Here is an 18173-nt window from a genome sequence, read left to right on the forward strand (position 1 = left end):
TCCCGCGGGCGGCCCGGGAGGAGCCCGCGGGCGGCCGGGGCAGGGCACCGGAGCCGTCGGGGAGCCGCCCCGGTGACGTCAGGGGGCAGCCCCGGGCGCTCCCCGGAACCGCCCGGGAAGGGCCCGGGAAGGCCTCAGGCGGCCCCGCCGCCGGCCGCCGCCGCGTCCTCGTCCACGGCCTTCAGGGCCCGCCTGGCGTGCTCCCTGGCCCGCTCGCGGGCGGCCTCGGGGTCGGCCAGCGCCGTCCAGGAGACGCAGTACATCAGCAGCCGGCAGACGAAGTTGATCCACAGCAGCAGGGCCACCGGGACGCCGAAGGCCCCGTACAGGCTCTTGCCGGCCACCGAGCCCAGGTAGGAGGCGAGCAGCAGCTTGAGCAGCTCGAAGCCGACCCCGCCGATCAGCGCGCCCTCGACCAGGCTGCGCCGGCGCTGGCCGGTGATCCGGGGGAAGGGCGCCAGCAGGTAGGCGAAGAGCACCATGTCGGAGGCGACCGCGATCAGCAGGCCGACGGCGCTGAGCAGGTAGCCGCCGGGGCCGCTGCGGTCCAGTCCGAGCTGGTCGGCGATCTTCCCGGCGAGGGTGGTGCCGGCCGCGGAGGCGGCCAGCGAGAACAGGCTGACCAGCCCGAGGCCGAAGAGCACCAGGCAGTCCCAGGCCTTGCGCAGCACCGGGTTGGCGGTCTCCTCGGGCAGCAGCCAGACGTCCCGGATCGCGCCGCGCATGGTGTCGACCCAGCCGAGGCCGGAGAGCAGCAGCAGGATGCCGCTGATCGCCCCGACCGTGCCGGCGTTGGCGACCAGCGAGTTCAGGTCGAGCGAGTCGGACAGGCCGGGCAGCTGGTCCTCGATGCGCTTCTGCAGCTCCTGGACCCGGCCCGGGGTGAGCGCGGCGACCGCGATCGCCAGGGCGACGGTGAGCAGCGGGAAGAGCGCGAGGAACCCGAAGAAGGTGATCGCGCCGGCCAGCCGGTTGCCCTTGGCGGCGGTGAAGTGCTCGTAGACGCGGTACGGGCGGCTGCGCAGCACCCGGGCCACGAGCGGGCCGACCACCGGGAGACGGGTGAGGAAATCCACGGCGGGGGCTACCTGTCTCGGGTCGGGGCGGCCGGAAGCGGGCGGCCGCGAGCGGCGGCTCGTCCCCGTTATACCGTCCGGGCCGCCCCGGGCGGCTCAGGCGCCCCGGGTGACCAGCCGGCGGGTCCGGGCGAGCGCCCGGACGGCCTGGTAGCCGGTGTAGCGGCCCTGGCTGAGCAGTTCGGTGCGGACGCCGTCCACGCCGGCGGGCGGCCGGTAGCCGGCCGGGCGGAGCCGGGCGCAGTGCTCGGCGGCGCGGCGGAAGAACTCCCGCCGGTCGCCGGGCGGGATCCGCCCGGCCCGGCTGACCACGGTGTTGAGGTGGTGCAGCATCCGCCCGTAGACCACCGGGCGCCAGCGGTCCAGGTCGGGGCGGCGGTCGAGGAAGGCGAAAACCAGGTCGTACTGGGCGAAGACGTCGAAGTGCTTGCGGCTCGGGGTGGCGAGGATGTTGCCGCCCTCCTGGCGCTGGCGGTAGTGGACGCCGACCCGGTCGAGCAGGGTGATCCGGCCGGCCGCGAGCAGCGCCGGGTAGGTCCACGGCGTGTCCTCGTAGTAGCCGGCCGGGAAGGTCAGGCCCTGCTCGGTGACGTAGTCCCGGCGGTAGGCCTTGTTCCAGACCACCTGCAGCAGTTCGAGCAGGTCGGGCCGCTCGTCCAGGTCGAAGACCTCGGGGCCGGGGCGGCCCGTCACGGCGGCGGAGGCGGCCCGGACGACCCGGCCGTCGGGGTGGCTGCGGGCGTAGTCGTAGACCAGCACGTCCGGGTCCTGGCAGTGGCGCAGCCGTGCCTCCACGGCCGCCAGCAGGCCGGGGGTGAAGGTGTCGTCGCTGTCGAGGAAGAGCACGTAGTCGCCGGTGGCCCGGTCGAGACCGGCGTTGCGGGCGCGGCCGAGCCCCACGTTCTCCGGCAGGTGCAGCACCCGCACCCGGTGGTCGCCCTCGGCCGTGGCGTCGAGGATCGCGCCGCAGCCGTCCGGGGAGCGGTCGTCCACCGCGATCAGCTCGAAGTCCTCGAAGGACTGCGTGAGCACCGAGTCGAGGCACTCGGCCAGGTAGTCCTGCACCTGGTAGACGGGGACGATCACGCTGAAACGGGGCATCCGGCCATCATTCCAAAGCGGGCGGGCGGGTGCGCGGGCGGGTGCGCGGGGGCCGGGGCCCCGCGACCGGTGCCGGGCGGGCGGCACGGGCGGGCGGGTGCCCGGGCCGGACGGGCCCCCCGGCGGGGCCCGCGGATGCCGCGCGGGGCCCGGGGCACCGGTGGGTCGGGCCACCGGGACCGCGGGGGCCGGACGGTAGGATCGGGGCACGTGTGCAGCCAGAACAGCCTGTGACCAGCTCCCTCCAGCCGGTCGGGCCCCGTCCCCAATCGAAAGGCCCGCGTAGCCGATGGCTCCCCGCCTCTCCATCGTCGTCCCGATCTACAACGTCGAGCGCTACCTCGTGGAATGTCTCGACTCGATCGCCGCCCAGACCTTCGAGGACTTCGAGGTCGTCATGGTCGACGACGGTTCCAAGGACGGCAGCGCGGCCCTGGCCAAGGCCTACGCGGCCAAGGACCCGCGGTTCCGGCTGGTCCAGCAGGTGAACAAGGGCCTCGGCGCGGCCCGCAACACCGGCATCCGGAACCTGACCGAGGGCACCGAGTTCCTCTGCTTCGTCGACAGCGACGACTCGATGCCGCCGAGCGCGTACGAGCTGATGATCAACACGCTCGACGAGACCGGCTCCGACTTCGTCACCGGCAACGTCCTGCGGTTCCGGGCGGTGGGCTACTACCAGTCCAACGGCCACGTGAAGCCGTTCAAGGAGACCCGCCTCAAGACGCACATCACCGAGATCCCGGCGCTGGTCACCGACCGCACCGCGTGGAACAAGGTGTACCGGCGCTCGTTCTTCGACGCGGCCGGCATCCTCTACCCCGAGGGCATCCTGTACGAGGACGCCCCGGTCAGCGTGCCGCACCACTACCTCGCCCGCAGCGTGGACGTGCTCTCCGAGCCGATCTACCACTGGCGCGAGCGCGAGGTCGGCGAGATGTCGATCACCCAGATGCGCACCAACCCCAAGGGGCTGGTCGACCGCGTGAAGTCGGTCGAGCTGGTCCGCGCCTGGCTCCAGGAGCAGACCGAGCCGCGCTTCGCCGCGTACCTGCGCTCCTACGACGAGAACACCCTCGTCGAGGAGATCCCGATGTTCTTCTGGTCGGTCGTCGACGGCGACCGCGAGTACCGCGACGCCTACCGCACCAGCGTCAGCCGCCTGCTGCGGGCGATCGGCCCGGAGAAGGTCCGCAAGCTGCGGGCGCCGCTGCGGCTGAAGTACCACCTCACCCTCCAGGGCCGGATCGACGAGTTCGTCGAGCAGATGAAGTTCGAGGGGAAGAGCAACGGCGCCGCCCCCGCCCGCGGGGTGCTGCGCCCGTACGCCGACTACCCGTTCCTGAGGGGCGGGCGCAAGAGCGTGCCCGCCGACGTGCTGCGGCTGGAGAACTCGCTGGTCATGCGCAGCCGGCTGTACGAGTCGGACTGGGTCGACGGCAAGCTCCAGCTCACCGGGCACGCCTACCCGGAGCACCTGGGCGCCGAGAACAAGCACGACATGGTCAAGGTGCTGGTGCTGCGCGAGGTCAAGGGCCGCCGGGTGCTCGCCGTGCAGACCCGGACCCAGTACAGCCCCGAGGCCACCGCCAGCTCCCCGCACGACCTGTACAGCTGCGACTGGGGCGGTTTCACCGCCTCCATCGACCCGAAGCGGCTCAAGCACCGCGGCCGGTGGAAGGACGGCAACTGGCGGGTGCTGGTGGCCGGCGCGGGCAAGGGCGGCGTCTACAAGGGCCGGATCTCGGCCGGCTGGAGCGACAGCGCCGCCTTCCTGCCGGCGCACTGGGTCGAGCAGGACGTCCGGGTCGTGCCGTGGGTCCGGGACAACCACGTCTACCTGCGGGTGGAGAACATCCGGGCCCGGGTCACCGGCCTGGCCTCGGCCGGCGGTCAGATCGAGGTCACCGGCTCCGCGCGCTCCGGCCCGGACCTGGCCGGCGCCCAGCTGCGGCTGACCCACGTCGAGTCGGACCGCACGCTGACCTTCCCGCTGGAGCTCGGCGTGCCGGCCGGCACCACCCAGCCGTTCACGGCGGCCTTCCCGGTCGCCGAGCTGACCGAGGTCCGCGAGGGCTGGGCCGCGCTGGACCCGCTCGCCGAGGAGCGCACCCGGGACCGCTGGGACACCGCGCTGCTGCTCACCGACGGCAGCACCGTCCCGATCGCGCTGGACGACCGGAACGCCCCCGCCCCGCTGGACGTCGCGCTGAACCCCGGCGCGGCTCCGCAGCTGCGCCGCTCGCTGTTCTCGAAGCCCTCGCCGACCGGCTTCCTCCAGCTCTGCGACCAGATCCTGCAGCCCGTGGTGGAGACCATCGCCCCCCGCGGCGAGGACGGCTTCCTGCTCAGCGGCAGCTTCGCGCTGCCCGGCACGCACCACTACGAGCTGGTGGTCCGCCACCACTGGCGCGAGGAGGAGCACAGCTACCCGGTCGAGATCGCCGAGGGCCGGTTCGTGGCGGCCCTGCCGACCGTGCCGACCGCCTCGTTCGCCGGCCGCGTGCCGCTCGCCCAGGGGACCTGGGAGGTGTTCTTCCGCCCGGCCGGCGCCCCCGTGGAGTCGAGCTGGCCGCAGGCCCTGGTCGCCTCCGGGTGCTGGGACACGCTGCCGGTGGAGGTGGACTCCCGGGGCAAGCGGATCGGGCTGGAGCGCCGCGAGTACGACCGGCTCTCGCTGGAGTCGCACTCCGTGCTGCTGCCCGAGGAGCGCAGCGGGTACCGGCAGCGCCAGGAGCGCCGGGTCGACTACCCGGCCGCCCAGCAGCGTCCGCTGCGGGACTCCGTGCTCTACCACGTCGCGGCCGGCGGCCAGTACTCGGACTCGCCGCGGGCGATCCACGAGGAGCTGGTGCGCCGGGAGCTCCCGCTGGAGCACGTCTGGGGCGTCGACGACATGCAGGCCGAGCTGCCGCAGACCGCCCGGGCCCTGCGCCAGTGGAGCCCGGAGTGGTTCGAGGCGCTGGCGACCTCGAAGTACATCGTGTCCAGCGGTCACCTGCCGGACTTCTTCACCCGGCGGGCCGGCCAGGTGATACTGCAGACCTGGACGGGCACCCCGCTCAAGCAGATCGGGCACGACTTCGAGAAGATCTGGTTCACCGACTCCAACTACCTCCAGCAGCTCGACCGCGAGGTCGCGCAGTGGAGCCTGCTGGTCTCGGGCAACCGCTTCTCGACCCCGGTGCTGCGCCGGGCGCTGGCCTTCGAGGGCGAGATCCTGGAGACGGGCGCGCCGCGCAACGACATCCTGCACGCGCCGGACCGGGAGAAGAACGCCGACCGGGTCCGCGAGCAGCTGGGCCTGCCGCAGGGCAAGAAGGTGGTGCTCTACGCGCCGACCTTCCGGGAGGACCGCAAGCGTCCCAACGGCGGCTACCAGCTCGACCTGCGGCTCGACCTGGAGACGGCGAAGGCCGCGCTGGGCGAGGACCAGGTGCTGCTGGTGCGCGGCCACCACCTGATGTGCGGCCAGATCCCGGGCGCCGGCAACGGCTACATCTGGGACGTCGGCAGCTACCCCGACATGGCCGACCTGCTGCTGATCGCGGACGTCCTGGTCACCGACTACTCGTCGACGCTCTTCGATTTCGCCGGAACCGGCCGGCCGATCCTGTTCTTCGTGCACGACCTGGAGCACTACCGCGACAATCTGCGCGGTTTCAGCCTCGACCTGGAGGCGGAGGCGCCCGGCCCGCTGCTGGCCACCTCGGCGGAGCTGGTCACCGCCCTGGGCCGGGTGGACGAGATCGCGGCCGAGCACGCGGACCGCTACGCGGCGTTCCGCGAGGCGTACTGCGAGCTGGACGACGGCCAGGCCGCGGCACGGGTCGTGGACGCCCTGCTCGACCGGTAGGCCCCCCGCAGCAGCACCCGGCGGCGTCCGGCGCGATTCCCGCGCCGGGCGCCGCCTTCGTGCTCCCCCGGAGCGGCCGGCGCATTTCCCGGCCGTCGAACTCATGTTTCGTTGACGAATTTCACAGCAGAGTCACAGCCTTCAGCAATTGACCAGGGATGCCTTCCCGGGTTGTGATATCGGTTCGGCCCACCCCCCCTGTCGCACTCCGTGCGGCTCGGGCCCGCTCCCCCCGGCGCGGTGGGCCCGCCGACCGCCGTCATGGCCGGTCCACCGCCATGAAGGGCCCTCGTATGCCGCTCATCGACCGACTCCTCGTCCCCCGTCCCCGCAGCGCCGGGCAGGGGGAGGAGCCCGAGTTCGGCCTGCTGAGGGCCCGCTGGGCGTCGCGCGGCCTGGAGCTGACCGGCTTCGCCCGCCCGGCCGACCTGGCCACCGCCCGCCGGGGCAGCGCGCTGACCTGGCTGACCCTGCGGCGGGAGGACGGGCGGCGGCTGGGCCTGCGCACCCGGCCGTGCTACCTCCCGGAGATCACCGACGACAGCGGCCAGAGCCTGTTCAACCACGACTGGTCCGGCTTCACCGCCGTGCTCGACCCGCGCCGGCTGCGCACCGGCGGCGCCTGGACGCCCGGCGAGTGGCAGCTCGGCGCCACGCTGTTCACCCGCCCCCGGCCCGCCCTGCTGCGCCGCCAGTACGGCCCGCTCAGCCGGCACTGGTGCGGCTCCGGGGAGTACCCGCCGGCCCGCTGGGTGGACGAGGGCGTCAGGATCCAGCCGTACTTCGAGGACGAGGCCCTGCGCCTGCGGGTCGAACGGCCCCGGGCCCGGCTCACCTCGGCCCGGCCGGCGGACGGCGGCGTCGAGCTGCGCGGCACGTCCGACCGGTGCCCGCCCGGCACCGTGCTGCGCCTGCGCCACCGCCAGTCCGGCGCCGTGCTGGACCTCCCGGCCGACGCCCGGGACGGCGGCTTCACCGTACGGCTGCCGTTCGGCCCGTTCACCGCCGACGGACGCGGCGGCGAGCCCCTCGAACACTGGGACCCGGAACTGCGGCTCCCCGGCGGCGCCGTCCCGCTGGTCGTCGACGAGCGCGGCGGCCCGGTGGCCGGGCAGTACCCGCTGGCCGTGCCCGACCGGGTGCTCTACCTCAAGCAGCTGGCCGACGGCCGGCTCCAGCTGTGCGTGCAGCCCGCGGCCGGCTTCGTCGACCGGATCGCCGTCCGCCCCGACGGCTTCGAGCTCTCCGGCAGCATTCCGCGCCCCGGCGACGACCCGCTGGAGCTGGTCCTGCGGCACAACAACGGCACCGCCGAGCTGCGCCACCCGGTCAGCCTCGGCGAGGGCGACCGGTTCCGGATCCACCTGCCGGCCACCGCCACCGACTCCGGCGGGACACCGCTGCCGCTGCGCAAGGGCGTCTGGGAGGCACTGCTGCGCCCGGCCGGCCGGCCCGGCGCCGAGCGTCCGCTGCTCGCCGCGCCCGCCGCGCTGCCCGCCCTGCCCGCAGCCACCGAGGCCGGCGGCAAGCGGATACTGCTCCAGCGGCGGTGGCACGACACCGTGGTGCTGGACTCCACGCCGGTGCTCAGCGCCACCGAGCGCAGCGCCTACACCCAGGAGCGGCTGCGCACCCGCCACTACCCGGCCGCCCGCGGGCGCCCGCTGCGCGAGGCCGTGCTGTACGACGTCTTCGGCGGCCGCGGCTACTGCGACTCGCCGCGCGCCGTGCACGCCGAACTGACCCGCCGAGGCGCCCGGCTGGAGCACCTGTGGACGGTCGACGACGCCCAGGCGGTGGTGCCGGACGGCGTACGGGCGGTGCGGACCTGGAGCCCCGAGTGGTACGAGGCCCTGGCCACCAGCCGTTACCTGGTCGGCAACACGCACTTCCCCGACTTCCTGGAGCGCCGGGCCGGGCAGGTCGTGGTGCAGACCTGGCACGGCTCGATGCTGAAGCGGATCGCCCACGACGTCGACAACCCCTGGCTGGCCGACCGCGGCTACCTGGAGCAGCTGGACCGCGAGTCCCCGCACTGGAGCCTGCTGGTCTCCCCCAGCGCGTTCGCCACCCCGATCCTGCGCCGGGCCTTCCGCTACGAGGGGGAGATCCTGGAGGCCGGCTACCCCCGCAACGACGTGCTGACCCGGCCGGACCCGGCGGCGGTCGCGGCGGTCCGCCGGCGGCTCGGCCTCCCCGACGGCAAGCGGGTGGTGCTCTACGCGCCGACCTGGCGCGAGGACCAGCAGCGGGACAACGGCGACGGCTTCCGGCTGGGGCTGCGCCTGGACGTGGACGCCGTCCGCCGGCGGCTCGGCGAGGACCACGTCCTGCTGGTCCGCCCGCACGCGCACGTCCGCGAGCCGATGCCCGGCGCGGGCGACGGATTCCTGTACGACGTGGGCGACTACCCGGACGTCCAGGAGCTGCTGCTGATCGCCGACGTCCTGGTGACCGACTACTCCTCGATCATGTTCGACTTCGCGATCACCGGCCGGCCGATGCTGTTCTTCACCTACGACCTGGAGCACTACCGGGACACCCTGCGCGGCTTCTACTTCGACTTCGAGGCCGAGGCGCCCGGGCCGCTGCTGCGCGACACCGGCGAGGTGGTCGCCGCGCTGGCCGCGCTGCCGGACGGCGCCGGCGCCCACGCCGAGCGGTACCGGCGGTTCCGCGCACGGTTCTGCGCGCTGGAGGACGGCGGCGCGGCGGGCCGGGTGGTCGACCGGATGCTCGCCCTCGGGAACGGCTGAGCCGCCCGGGGCCGGGCGCGGCGGGCCGGGCCCGGCCGACCTTCCCCGGCCCCGGGCGGCGGCCGGCCCCGGCCGGGGTCAGCCGCCGAAGCCGAACGTCCGCCAGGGCCGCCAGACCGCGTCGGCGTCGAAGCGGGAGATGCCGAAGCCGCTGACCGTGAAGGCCGCCTGGAAGGTCCTGGCCTTCTCGTACGCCTCGTCCAGGACGTCCGCGGCCAGGCCGTGCGCCACCGTCACGTGCGGGTGGTAGGGGAAGGCCAGCTCCCGGGCCAGCGGCCCGGAGCGGACGGCGGCCTCCAGCAGCCGGCACTCGTGCGCACCCTCCTCGACCCGGACGAAGACCACCGGGGACACCGGGCGGAAGGTACCGCTGCCCTGCAGCAGCATCCGGAAGGGCCGGTGCGAGCGGGCCACCGCCGCCAGGTGCTCGCCGATCACGGGCAGCCGGCCGGCCGGCACCTCGGTCGGCGGCAACAGGGTGACGTGCGTCGGTATGGACCGGGCGAGCGGGTCGCCGTGACCCGCCCGCGCGTCCTGGATCTCGGAGCCGTACGGCTCCGGGACGCTCACGGACACACCGATGGTGACGACCTCGGGGAGGTCGCCACCACCGGGCAGGCTCGTCAGCGGCATCAGCGCTGGGCGGGGTTCGGGCTCGCCGGCTTCAGGAACCCGATCCGGTCGTACACCGAGGCCAGGGTCTCGGAGGCCACCGCCCGGGCCTTCTCCGCGCCGACCGCGAGCACCCGGTCCAGCTCGGCCGGGTCCTCCAGGAAGCCCTGGGTGCGCTTCTGGAACGGCGTCACCCAGTCGGTGAACAGCTCGGCCAGCTCGGTCTTCAGGGCGCCGTACATCCTGCCCTCGAAGTGCGCCACCAGCTGGTCGATGCTCTGCCCGCTGAGCGCCGAGTGGATCCGCAGCAGGTTGGAGACGCCGGCCTTGCCCTCCTCGTCGTAGGAGACCACGATGCCGGTGTCGGTGACGGCGCTCTTGAACTTCTTGGCGCTGGCCTTCGGGTCGTCCAGCAGGTTGACCAGGCCCTTGGCCGAGGAGGCCGACTTGCTCATCTTCGCGGTCGGGTCCTGGAGGTCCAGGATCTTCGCCGTCTCCTTGAGGATGTAGGGCTTGGGCATGGTGAAGGTCGGGGCGTAGCGGGTGTTGAAGCGCTCCGCGAGGTCGCGGGTGAGCTCCAGGTGCTGGCGCTGGTCCTCGCCGACCGGGACGGCGTCGGCCTGGTAGAGCAGGATGTCGGCGATCTGCAGGATCGGGTAGGTGAACAGGCCCACCGAGGTGCGGTCGTTGCCCTGCTTGGCGGACTTGTCCTTGAACTGGGTCATCCGGGCCGCCTCGCCGAAGCCGGTGAGGCAGTTCATCACCCAGCCGAGCTGCGCGTGCTCGGGCACGTGCGACTGGACGAACAGGGTGCAGCGCTCCGGGTCGAGGCCGGCGCCGAGCAGCTGGGCGGTGGAGATCCGGGTGTTCTCGCGGAGCGTCGCCGGGTCCTGCTCGACGGTGATCGCGTGCAGGTCGACCACCATGTAGAAGGCGTCGTTGGCCTCCTGGAGGTCGACCCACTGGCGCACCGCGCCCAGGTAGTTGCCCAGGTGGAACGAGCCGGAGGTGGGCTGGATGCCGGAGAGAACCCGAGGGCGGTCCTTGACCGGACCATTGACCGCTGCGTTGACCATGCGGGCCATTGTTCCAGCTTCACCGACCGCTCAGGAAACACCTTCGGCGGAGGGCTGCGCCAGTGTGACCGCACTCACCCTCAGCCTGGCGATCCGGCGGCCCTCCACCTTGGCCACCGTCAGCAGCACGCCGTCCGCCATCCGGACGCTGTCGCCGTCCACCGGCAGCCGGCCCAGTTCCGCGACCACGTAACCGGCCACCGTCTCGTACGGGCCCTCCGGCACGGTGACGCCGGTCTCCTCGGTGAAGTCGCCGAGGTTGAGCAGGCCGTCCAGCTCCATGCCGCCGCCGGCCAGCCGGCGGGTGGTGGTCGGCTCCTGCGAGTCGTACTCGTCCCGGATCTCGCCGATCACCTCCTCGACCAGGTCCTCCAGGCTGACGATGCCCGCCGTGCCGCCGTACTCGTCGACCACGATCGCCAGGTGGTGGCCCTCGCGGCGCATCTCCCCCATCGCCTCCAGCACCCGTTTGGTGGCCGGCAGCAGCTTGACGGGGCGGGCCAGGTCGCGGACCCGGACGGCCTGCTCGCCGCGGGCCCCGTACAGGTCGCGGACGTGCACGAAGCCGACCACCGCGTCGTAGCTGCCCTCGACCACGGGGTAACGGGAGTGCGGCGAGGAGCTGGTCTCCTCCCGCACCTCGGCCAGCAGCCGCTCGGCGTCCAGGAAGGTCACCTCGGTGCGCGGCACCATCACCTCGCGCAGCTGGCGCTCGCCGGCCGCGAAGACGTCCGCGATCAGGGCGCGCTCGTCGCTGCCCAGCTCGGTGTTGGCCGCCACCAGGCCGCGCAGCTCCTCCGAGCTCATGCTGCCCCGGCCGGCCTTGGGGTCGCCGCCGAACAGCCGCACCATCAGGTTGGTGGAGTGGCCGAGCAGCCAGATCGCCGGTCGCAGCACGACCGACATCACGTCGACCACCGGCGCGGCGAGCACCGCGATGGAGTCGGCCCGCTGGAGTCCGATCCGCTTGGGGGTCAGCTCGCCGAGGACCAGCGAGACGTAGCTGATCACCAGGGTCAGCCCGACCAGGGCGACCGCGTCGGAGAGGCCCGGGGACAGCCCCAGGTCGACGAAGAGCGGGGCGACCTTGCCGGCCAGCGTGTCCGCGCCGAACGCGGCCGAGAGGAAGCCCATGCAGGTCACGCCCACCTGGACGGCCGCCAGGAACCGGTTGGGATCGGCGGCCAGGTGGGCGGCCCGGGCGGCCCGTCGGGTGCCCTTGCTCTCCAGGGCCCTGATCTGGCCCTCCCGCAGGGAGATCAACGAGATCTCCGCGACGTTGAACAACCCGCCCAGCATGATGAAGACGAGGACGAGCGCGGCGTCCCCGAGGGTTTCGTTCACAGTGGGTCATCCTAGGACCGTGGGGTGACTGGGCGGCATTCCCGGCGGACCGGCACAATGTTGCGGAATGCTGCACTTCCTTCTCCGCTAGCCCCCCAGGACTCATGGCACGGACCGCCCCCACCCCGTCCCCCGCCCCTTCCACCGATCTCGACCCGTCCCGGCGGGCAGGCCGCCGGGCGCGGCACGGCCTGCGAGCGGTCCCCCCGCGCGGGCTGCGCGCCCTGCTGCGACAGGTCTGGGTGCTGCCGACGCTGGCCACCCTGGCAGCGGGTCTCTTCCGGATCAGCAATCCGGTGATGTGGCACGACGAGCTGGCCACCCTCACCGTGATCCGGCGCCCGACGGTCGCGATCCTCGCGATGCTGCAGAACGTGGACGCCGTCCACGGCACGTACTACCTGCTGCTGCACTACTGGATCCTCGCCTTCGGCGAGTCGCCCGCGATGCTGCGGCTGCCGACCGTGCTGGCCATGGCGGCCGCCGCCGGCTGCGTGGCGCTGACCGGCCGGCGGCTGTTCGACGCCCGCGCCGGCCTGGTCGGCGGCCTGGTGTTCGCGCTGATCCCCAGCGTGACCCGGTACGGCCAGGAGGTCCGCAGCTACGCCTTCGTCGTGCTGGCGGCCGCCGCGGCGCTGCTCCTGCTGCTGCGCGCGCTGGAGCGGCCCTCGCTGCTGCGCTGGTTCTGCTACTCCCTGGCGGTGGCCGCCGCCGCCTACCTGCACCTGGTGTCGCTCACCTTCCTCGGCGCGCACGCGCTGGGCGTGGCGATGTGCTGGTGGCGGGACCGCCGCAACTGGCGGCTGCCGGCCGGGTTCGTCCTGGCGGCCGGCCTCGGGGTGGCCTCCGCGTACCCGCTGGTGAAGCTGGGCGAGGTCCAGGTGACCCGGCAGCTCGGCTGGATCGCCGTGCCGAAGGCGGGCGACCTGATCACGATCTGGGGCGGGGTGTTCTGCGGCACGCTGGCGGCCGGCGGGGTGCTGCTGGCCGGCGCGCTGGCCTGGGGCACCGGCCGCAGGTTCGGGGCGCTGCTCTGCTCGACCGCCGCCGTCCTGCCGGTGGTGGCGATCTGGGTGGTCTCCCGGGTCGGCGAGACCTCCTACTTCATCCCGAAGTACATGTTCTTCGTGCTGCCCGCCTGTGCCGTGCTGGCCGGCGCCGGCATCGCGGCGGTCCGGCCCCGCGGGGTGGCGGCCGCGCTGGTCGCGCTGGGCCTGCTGGCCTCGCAGGACCAGATCGTCATGCGGGAGCCGCTGTCGCACGCCCACTACCTCTACCCCGAGCCGCTGACCCTGTTCGTCCCGCTGGACTACCGGGCCGCCGCGAAGATCATCGACGCGGAGTACCGGCCGGGCGACGCGGCGGCGTACGGGCAGCAGCGGCAGGCCGTGTGGTGGGGCGTGGACATCGGCGTGGCCTACTACCTGAACTACCTGCCGCACCACGTCAAGGTGCGCGACGTGTTCGCGGGGACGAGCGGCAAGGACCGCAACGACCTGTGGCCGACCCAGTGCCCGGACCCGGCCGGCTGCCTGCACGACGAGCCCAGGATCTGGCTGGTCTCCAAGGACGACGGCGACCCGAACGTGCTCGCCAGCGTCTACCAGCCCGCCCAGCAGGTGCTGGAGCAGCGGTACACGATCTCCAAGGTGGACAAGGTGTCGGGCCTCACGGTCGCCCTGCTGGTCCGCAAGTGACCGCCGCGGCGGGCGGCGGCTGACGGCCGCCGGGCAGGCCGGAGCGAGAACGGCGACGGCCGGTCACCCCGCGGGGTGACCGGCCGTCGCCGTTGCGGGCGGTGGGGCTCAGATCAGGCCGAGCTCGGCGACCGCGTCGCGCTCCTCGACCAGCTCGCCGACCGAGGCGTCGATCCGGGCGCGGGAGAAGTCGGAGATCTCCAGGCCCTGGACGATCTCGAACTTGCCGTCCTTGGTGGTGACCGGGAAGGACGAGATGATGCCGGGCTCCACGCCGTACGAGCCGTCGGAGACGATGCCCATCGAGGTCCAGTCGCCCTCGGCGGTGCCGTTGACCCAGGTGTGCACGTGGTCGATGGCGGCGTTGGCGGCCGAGGCGGCCGAGGAGGCGCCACGGACCTCGATGATCGCGGCGCCGCGCTTGGCGACGGTCGGGATGAAGTCGTTCTCCAGCCAGGCCTGGTCGTTGACCAGCTCGGCGGCGTTCTTGCCGGCCACCTCGGCGTGGAAGATGTCCGGGTACTGGGTGGCCGAGTGGTTGCCCCAGATGGTGAGCTTCTTGACGTCGTTGACGGTGACGCCGGTCTTCTTGGCGAGCTGGGCGACCGCGCGGTTGTGGTCCAGGCGGGTCATCGCGGTGAAGCGCTCGGCCGGGACGTCGGGCGCGTTGCGCTGGGCGATCAGCGCGTTGGTGTTCGCCGGGTTGCCGACCACCAGGACCTTGATGTCGTCGGCCGCGTGGTCGTTGATGGCCTTGCCCTGCGGGCCGAAGATGCCGCCGTTGGCCTGCAGCAGGTCGCCGCGCTCCATGCCGGCGGTGCGCGGGCGGGCGCCGACCAGCAGGGCCACGTTGGCGCCGTCGAACGCGGTGGCCGCGTTGTCGGTGATGGTGATGTCGCGCAGCAGCGGGAAGGCGCAGTCGTCGAGCTCCATGGCGACGCCCTCGGCGGCCTTGAGGCCCTGCGGGATCTCCAGGAGGCGGAGGTTCACCGGCACGTCGGCACCGAGCAAGTGGCCCGAGGCGATGCGGAAGAGCAGCGCGTAGCCGATCTGGCCAGCCGCTCCGGTGATGGTGACGTTGACGGGGGTGCGAGTCATTTTTACCTACTCCAGCGATCGCCAGTACCGCGCTCCACGCGCGCCCGACGCGCTGGAGCCGAGGACGATCTCTCGACGTCGAGAGACCCGGCCCAGGCTATCGCAAGCTGGGCGCGGCGCCAGCGCACGGGCCTGGCTGATACCTCACATCCCCGCTTTCCCGGCCCGGGAAAGGACGATGCCGGCCCGGGACGGTGTGTCCCGGACCGGCATCCGCGCCGCGCGGCGGCCCCGGGCCGCCCGGTCGGCCCGGCGGCCGGGGCCGGGGCGCCCGGTGCTCAGCGCCGGGGACGGCCGATCAGCTGGCCGATGTTGTCCAGCAGCGGGAACTCCAGCCACGGGTTCGGCTGGGCCACCATGGTCAGCAGCACGATCCCGCAGCCGAGCACCAGCAGCACGATCACGTCGGTGAACCTGCTGCGCACCGCCAGCATGCCGACCTCCGGCAGCAGCAGCCGCAGCACGGCGCCCAGCAGGATGCCGCCGCCGACCACCATCAGCCCGTACTTGAAGCCGTCCTCGAAGTCGGCGAACACGGTGACCGCGAGCCCGGTCAGGACCACCGTCAGGACCAGCGTTATCGGCCACTGCCGGACCGGCAGCGGGTGGCCCCGCCCCAGCGCCGGGCGGGCGCCCTCCGGGGGCAGCGTGCCCGTCGTCCGCACCGGCCTGCGGCGGGTCCTGGCCGGTCGTCGTTCGATCATGGCCTGACCGTCCCTCGGGGTCAGATGCCGGCGCGGCGCTCGGCCGCCTCGACGATGTTGTTCAGCAGCATGGCGCGGGTCATCGGGCCGACGCCGCCGGGGTTCGGGGAGATCCAGCCGGCCACCTCGGCGACACCGGGGTGCACGTCGCCGACGATCTTGCCCTCGCTGCGGCTGACGCCCACGTCCAGCACGGCCGCGCCCGGCTTGACGTCCTCCGGCTTGACCAGGTGCGGGACGCCGGCGGCGGCGATGACGATGTCGGCCTTGCGCAGGTGGTAGCCCAGGTCACGGGTGCCGGTGTGGCACAGGGTGACGGTGGCGTTCTCGCTCTTGCGGGTGAGCAGCAGGCCGATCGAGCGGCCGACCGTCACACCGCGGCCGAGCACGACCACCTCGGCGCCGTTGATCTCCACGCCGTGGCGGCGCAGCAGCTCGACGATGCCGAGCGGGGTGCAGGGCAGCGGGCCCTGGATGCCGAGGGCGAGCCGGCCGAGCGAGGTCGGGTGCAGGCCGTCGGCGTCCTTGTCCGGGTCCATCAGCTCCAGGACGGGGTTCTGGTCCAGACCCTTGGGCAGCGGGAGCTGGACGATGTAACCGGTGCAGGCGGGGTCGGCGTTGAGTTCGCGGACGACGTCCTCGACGTCCTGCTGGGTGGCGGTGGCGGGCAGTTCGCGCTGGATCGAGGCGATCCCCACCTCGGCGCAGTCCTTGTGCTTGCCGTTGACGTACCAGCGGCTGCCCGGGTCGTCGCCGACCAGGACGGTACCGAGACCGGGGACGATGCCCCGCTCCTTGAGAGCCGCCACGCGGACGGACAGTTCGGACTTGATCGCGGCAGCGGTGGCCTTGCCGTCGAGAATCTGGGCAGTCATGGGCCTATTCTCCTGGATCGGCCGGGGTGCCCGTGAATGCGCCCCGGCGAATACGGAACGTGTGGTTCTAGTTGCGGTTGCGCCACAGTTCTGTCCGCGCCCCGGGCCAGGCTGGACACGGCCGGGCCGTCCGGTCGACGATGAGGGCCGGCCATCTCCGCGCCCACAATCCGGTGACGGGCCACCGGAGACGATGCGGGGACATCCTCGGGGGAAGAACAAGTGAGCAATCCGTACCAGACACCGCCGCCGGACCCGCACGGCGGCTACGGCCAGCAGCAACAGCCGTACGGCGCCCCGCAGTACCCGCAGCCGCAGGCGTACCAGCAGCCCGGCTACGGCTACCCGCAGCAGCAGGCGTACCCACCGCCCCAGCAGCAGGTGTACCCGCCGCAGCCCGTCGCCCAGCCGAACTCCTTCGCCACCGCGACCGTCGTCCTCGGCTTCGTCGCCATCCTCTTCTCCTGCGTCTACGGCGGGTTCATCGGCCTGATCGGCCTGGGCGTCGGCATCGCCGGGCTCAACCGGTCGGCGTCCACCGGGATCGGCCGCAACATGTCGATCGGGGGCATCGCGCTCAACACGCTGGCCGTGCTGATCTCGGTCGCCCTGGTCGTCCTCATCGTGCTCGCCCCGCAGTAGCCGTGTCCACGCCCACCCTGACCGCACTGGCGGTCCGTTGGCGGCGCGGCGCCGGCTCGCGGCCGGGCGCGGTGCTGCGCACGCTGCTGCGCGGGGCCGCCGGCGCGGCGGCCGCGGTGGCCGCGGCCGGACTGCACCGGGCGCACGATCCCGGCGTGCTCTGCCCGCTGCGGCTGATCACCGGCGTCCCGTGCCCGGTCTGCGGGAGCACCACCGTCTTCATCGAGGCCGGCCAGGGCCACTGGGCGGCCGCGCTCGGCGCCAACCCGGTGACCGTCGCCGCCGCCGTGGGCCTGCTGTTCGCCCCGCTCGGCCCGGGCCACCGGTGGTCGGCGCTGCCCGCCGACCGCCGGAACACCCTGATCGCCATCGCCCTGGCCGCCGCCTGGGTGTGGCAGCTGGAGCGGCTGGGGATCTCCCGGCCCTGACCCGGCGTCCGCCCGCACCCGACGGCTCGTACCCGAACGCTCGTACCCGAACCCACCACCCGGTCACGGGCCGACAGGTTTCCTGCCGTCACCGGCCGCCCCCTCGTCGGTCGGCTCCGCTATTGTCCCCTTCGGTCGGCAGCCCACCTGCCCGTCCGTCCAGGACTCCCCTGCTGTCCGTCCCCCGTCCCTTCCTGCCCGGAGGCATCACATGAGCTACCCGCCCGACCCCAACAACCCCTACGGCCAGCAGGCCCCGCAGCCCGGCTACGGCTACCCGCAGCAGCAGCCGCCGCAGCCCGGCTACGGCTACCCCCAGCAGCCGCCGGCCGGCTACGGCATCCCGCAGCAGCCCGGCTACGGCCACGCGGCCTACGTGCAGCCGTTCTACGCGGGCTGGGGCTCGCGGGTCGCGGCGTACCTGATCGACGGTCTGATCGTCGGCGTTCCGGCCGGCATCCTCTACCTGATCGGCGCGGCGATGACCGCGGGCAGCCTCGACTGCTCGACCGACTCGTACGGTGTCACCTCCTGCGACGGCGGCGGCATCAGCGGCGGCGGCATCGCGCTGATCCTGCTCGGCGCGGCCATCGGCATCGCGGGCAACCTCTGGCTGATCGCCCAGGAGGGCAAGACCGGCCAGACCCCCGGCAAGAAGATGGTCAACATCCGGGTGGTCCGCGAGGCGGACGGCCAGCCGCTCGGCTTCGGCATGGCGTTCGTGCGCAAGCTCTGCCACGCCATCGACGGCATGGCCTGCTACGTCGGCTTCCTGTGGCCGATCTGGGACGCCAAGAAGCAGACCTTCGCGGACAAGATCATGAGCAGTGTCGTGGTCAAGTCCTCCTGACGAGGACGCGAACGCGGAAGGCCCGCACCCCCGGAGGAATCCAGGGGGTGCGGGCCTT

General features: G+C 73.1%; 14 protein-coding genes. 6 read left to right on the top strand and 8 right to left on the bottom strand.

Annotated features, from left to right (window positions below):
- Positions 1 to 134 precede the first annotated feature (134 nt).
- Both IE329_RS24510 and IE329_RS24515 read right to left on the bottom strand, forming a co-directional pair.
- Entirely contained in the window at positions 135 to 1076 is a 942-nt protein-coding gene (locus IE329_RS24510; protein WP_190213117.1) for a YihY/virulence factor BrkB family protein, read from the bottom strand.
- A gap of 96 nt (positions 1077 to 1172) precedes the next feature.
- Complete coding sequence (locus IE329_RS24515; protein WP_190213118.1) at positions 1173 to 2177, bottom strand: glycosyltransferase family 2 protein; 1005 nt, start codon at positions 2175 to 2177, stop codon at positions 1173 to 1175.
- 289 nt (positions 2178 to 2466) lie between these two features.
- Between IE329_RS24515 and IE329_RS24520 the strand changes: the two genes are divergently transcribed.
- Together IE329_RS24520 and IE329_RS24525 are read left to right on the top strand one after the other, a co-directional pair.
- Positions 2467 to 6033: a bifunctional glycosyltransferase/CDP-glycerol:glycerophosphate glycerophosphotransferase gene (locus tag IE329_RS24520; RefSeq protein ID WP_190213119.1), complete on the top strand. Its 3567-nt coding sequence runs from the start codon at positions 2467 to 2469 to the stop codon at positions 6031 to 6033.
- Positions 6034 to 6326: 293 nt separating this feature from the next.
- Positions 6327 to 8789 (top strand): CDP-glycerol glycerophosphotransferase family protein, encoded by a 2463-nt coding sequence (locus IE329_RS24525; RefSeq protein ID WP_190213120.1) that lies wholly within the window; start codon positions 6327 to 6329, stop codon positions 8787 to 8789.
- Between the two features lie 78 nt (positions 8790 to 8867).
- On the opposite strand, the gene IE329_RS24530 is transcribed toward IE329_RS24525, so the two are convergent.
- The 3 genes from IE329_RS24530 to IE329_RS24540 are packed head-to-tail and all read right to left on the bottom strand — an operon-like array spanning position 8868 to position 11821.
- Positions 8868 to 9422 (bottom strand): 2'-5' RNA ligase family protein, encoded by a 555-nt coding sequence (locus tag IE329_RS24530; protein ID WP_190213121.1) that lies wholly within the window; start codon positions 9420 to 9422, stop codon positions 8868 to 8870.
- Positions 9422 to 10477, bottom strand: a complete 1056-nt coding sequence (trpS, locus tag IE329_RS24535) for a tryptophan--tRNA ligase (protein ID WP_190213122.1) — start codon at positions 10475 to 10477, stop codon at positions 9422 to 9424. The genes IE329_RS24530 and trpS overlap by 1 nt, the downstream gene beginning before the upstream one ends.
- A 30-nt stretch (positions 10478 to 10507) precedes the next feature.
- Positions 10508 to 11821: a hemolysin family protein gene (locus tag IE329_RS24540; protein ID WP_190213123.1), complete on the bottom strand. Its 1314-nt coding sequence runs from the start codon at positions 11819 to 11821 to the stop codon at positions 10508 to 10510.
- Between the two features lie 104 nt (positions 11822 to 11925).
- Between IE329_RS24540 and IE329_RS24545 the strand changes: the two genes are divergently transcribed.
- Positions 11926 to 13518, top strand: a complete 1593-nt coding sequence (locus IE329_RS24545; RefSeq protein ID WP_190213124.1) for a glycosyltransferase family 39 protein — start codon at positions 11926 to 11928, stop codon at positions 13516 to 13518.
- Positions 13519 to 13626: 108 nt separating this feature from the next.
- Here the strand turns inward: IE329_RS24545 and IE329_RS24550 are convergent, their stop codons facing one another.
- The 3 genes from IE329_RS24550 to IE329_RS24560 all read right to left on the bottom strand — a co-directional run bounded on the left by IE329_RS24550 (position 13627) and on the right by IE329_RS24560 (position 16195).
- On the bottom strand, positions 13627 to 14616 hold the full coding sequence (locus tag IE329_RS24550; protein WP_190213125.1) for a malate dehydrogenase: 990 nt from the start codon (positions 14614 to 14616) through the stop codon (positions 13627 to 13629).
- A 278-nt stretch (positions 14617 to 14894) separates the two neighbouring features.
- Positions 14895 to 15320, bottom strand: a complete 426-nt coding sequence (locus tag IE329_RS24555; protein WP_190213126.1) for a DUF3017 domain-containing protein — start codon at positions 15318 to 15320, stop codon at positions 14895 to 14897.
- A 20-nt stretch (positions 15321 to 15340) separates the two neighbouring features.
- On the bottom strand, positions 15341 to 16195 hold the full coding sequence (locus IE329_RS24560) for a bifunctional methylenetetrahydrofolate dehydrogenase/methenyltetrahydrofolate cyclohydrolase (RefSeq protein ID WP_190213127.1): 855 nt from the start codon (positions 16193 to 16195) through the stop codon (positions 15341 to 15343).
- A 222-nt stretch (positions 16196 to 16417) separates the two neighbouring features.
- On the opposite strand from IE329_RS24560, the gene IE329_RS24565 reads away from it, so the two are divergent.
- The 3 genes from IE329_RS24565 to IE329_RS24575 all read left to right on the top strand — a co-directional run bounded on the left by IE329_RS24565 (position 16418) and on the right by IE329_RS24575 (position 18115).
- Positions 16418 to 16837 (top strand): hypothetical protein, encoded by a 420-nt coding sequence (locus tag IE329_RS24565; protein ID WP_190213128.1) that lies wholly within the window; start codon positions 16418 to 16420, stop codon positions 16835 to 16837.
- 2 nt (positions 16838 to 16839) lie between these two features.
- Positions 16840 to 17265 (top strand): DUF2752 domain-containing protein, encoded by a 426-nt coding sequence (locus IE329_RS24570; RefSeq protein WP_229927716.1) that lies wholly within the window; start codon positions 16840 to 16842, stop codon positions 17263 to 17265.
- 211 nt (positions 17266 to 17476) lie between these two features.
- Positions 17477 to 18115: an RDD family protein gene (locus IE329_RS24575; protein WP_190213129.1), complete on the top strand. Its 639-nt coding sequence runs from the start codon at positions 17477 to 17479 to the stop codon at positions 18113 to 18115.
- Positions 18116 to 18173 lie beyond the last annotated feature (58 nt).

The organism is Kitasatospora indigofera (genome assembly GCF_014655955.1).
Lineage (GTDB): Bacteria > Actinomycetota > Actinomycetes > Streptomycetales > Streptomycetaceae > Kitasatospora > Kitasatospora indigofera.

What these genes read in the sequence shown, in the direction of transcription:
- IE329_RS24530 (WP_190213121.1), bottom strand. Translation starts at nt 9,422, where the DNA reads ATGCCGCTGACGAGCCTGCCCGGTGGTGGCGACCTCCCCGAGGTCGTC.
- IE329_RS24555 (WP_190213126.1), bottom strand. Translation starts at nt 15,320, where the DNA reads ATGATCGAACGACGACCGGCCAGGACCCGCCGCAGGCCGGTGCGGACG.
- IE329_RS24560 (WP_190213127.1), bottom strand. Translation starts at nt 16,195, where the DNA reads ATGACTGCCCAGATTCTCGACGGCAAGGCCACCGCTGCCGCGATCAAG.
- trpS (WP_190213122.1), bottom strand. Translation starts at nt 10,477, where the DNA reads ATGGTCAACGCAGCGGTCAATGGTCCGGTCAAGGACCGCCCTCGGGTT.
- IE329_RS24525 (WP_190213120.1), top strand. Translation starts at nt 6,327, where the DNA reads ATGCCGCTCATCGACCGACTCCTCGTCCCCCGTCCCCGCAGCGCCGGG.
- IE329_RS24550 (WP_190213125.1), bottom strand. Translation starts at nt 14,616, where the DNA reads ATGACTCGCACCCCCGTCAACGTCACCATCACCGGAGCGGCTGGCCAG.
- IE329_RS24575 (WP_190213129.1), top strand. Translation starts at nt 17,477, where the DNA reads ATGAGCTACCCGCCCGACCCCAACAACCCCTACGGCCAGCAGGCCCCG.
- IE329_RS24515 (WP_190213118.1), bottom strand. Translation starts at nt 2,177, where the DNA reads ATGCCCCGTTTCAGCGTGATCGTCCCCGTCTACCAGGTGCAGGACTAC.
- IE329_RS24520 (WP_190213119.1), top strand. Translation starts at nt 2,467, where the DNA reads ATGGCTCCCCGCCTCTCCATCGTCGTCCCGATCTACAACGTCGAGCGC.
- IE329_RS24545 (WP_190213124.1), top strand. Translation starts at nt 11,926, where the DNA reads ATGGCACGGACCGCCCCCACCCCGTCCCCCGCCCCTTCCACCGATCTC.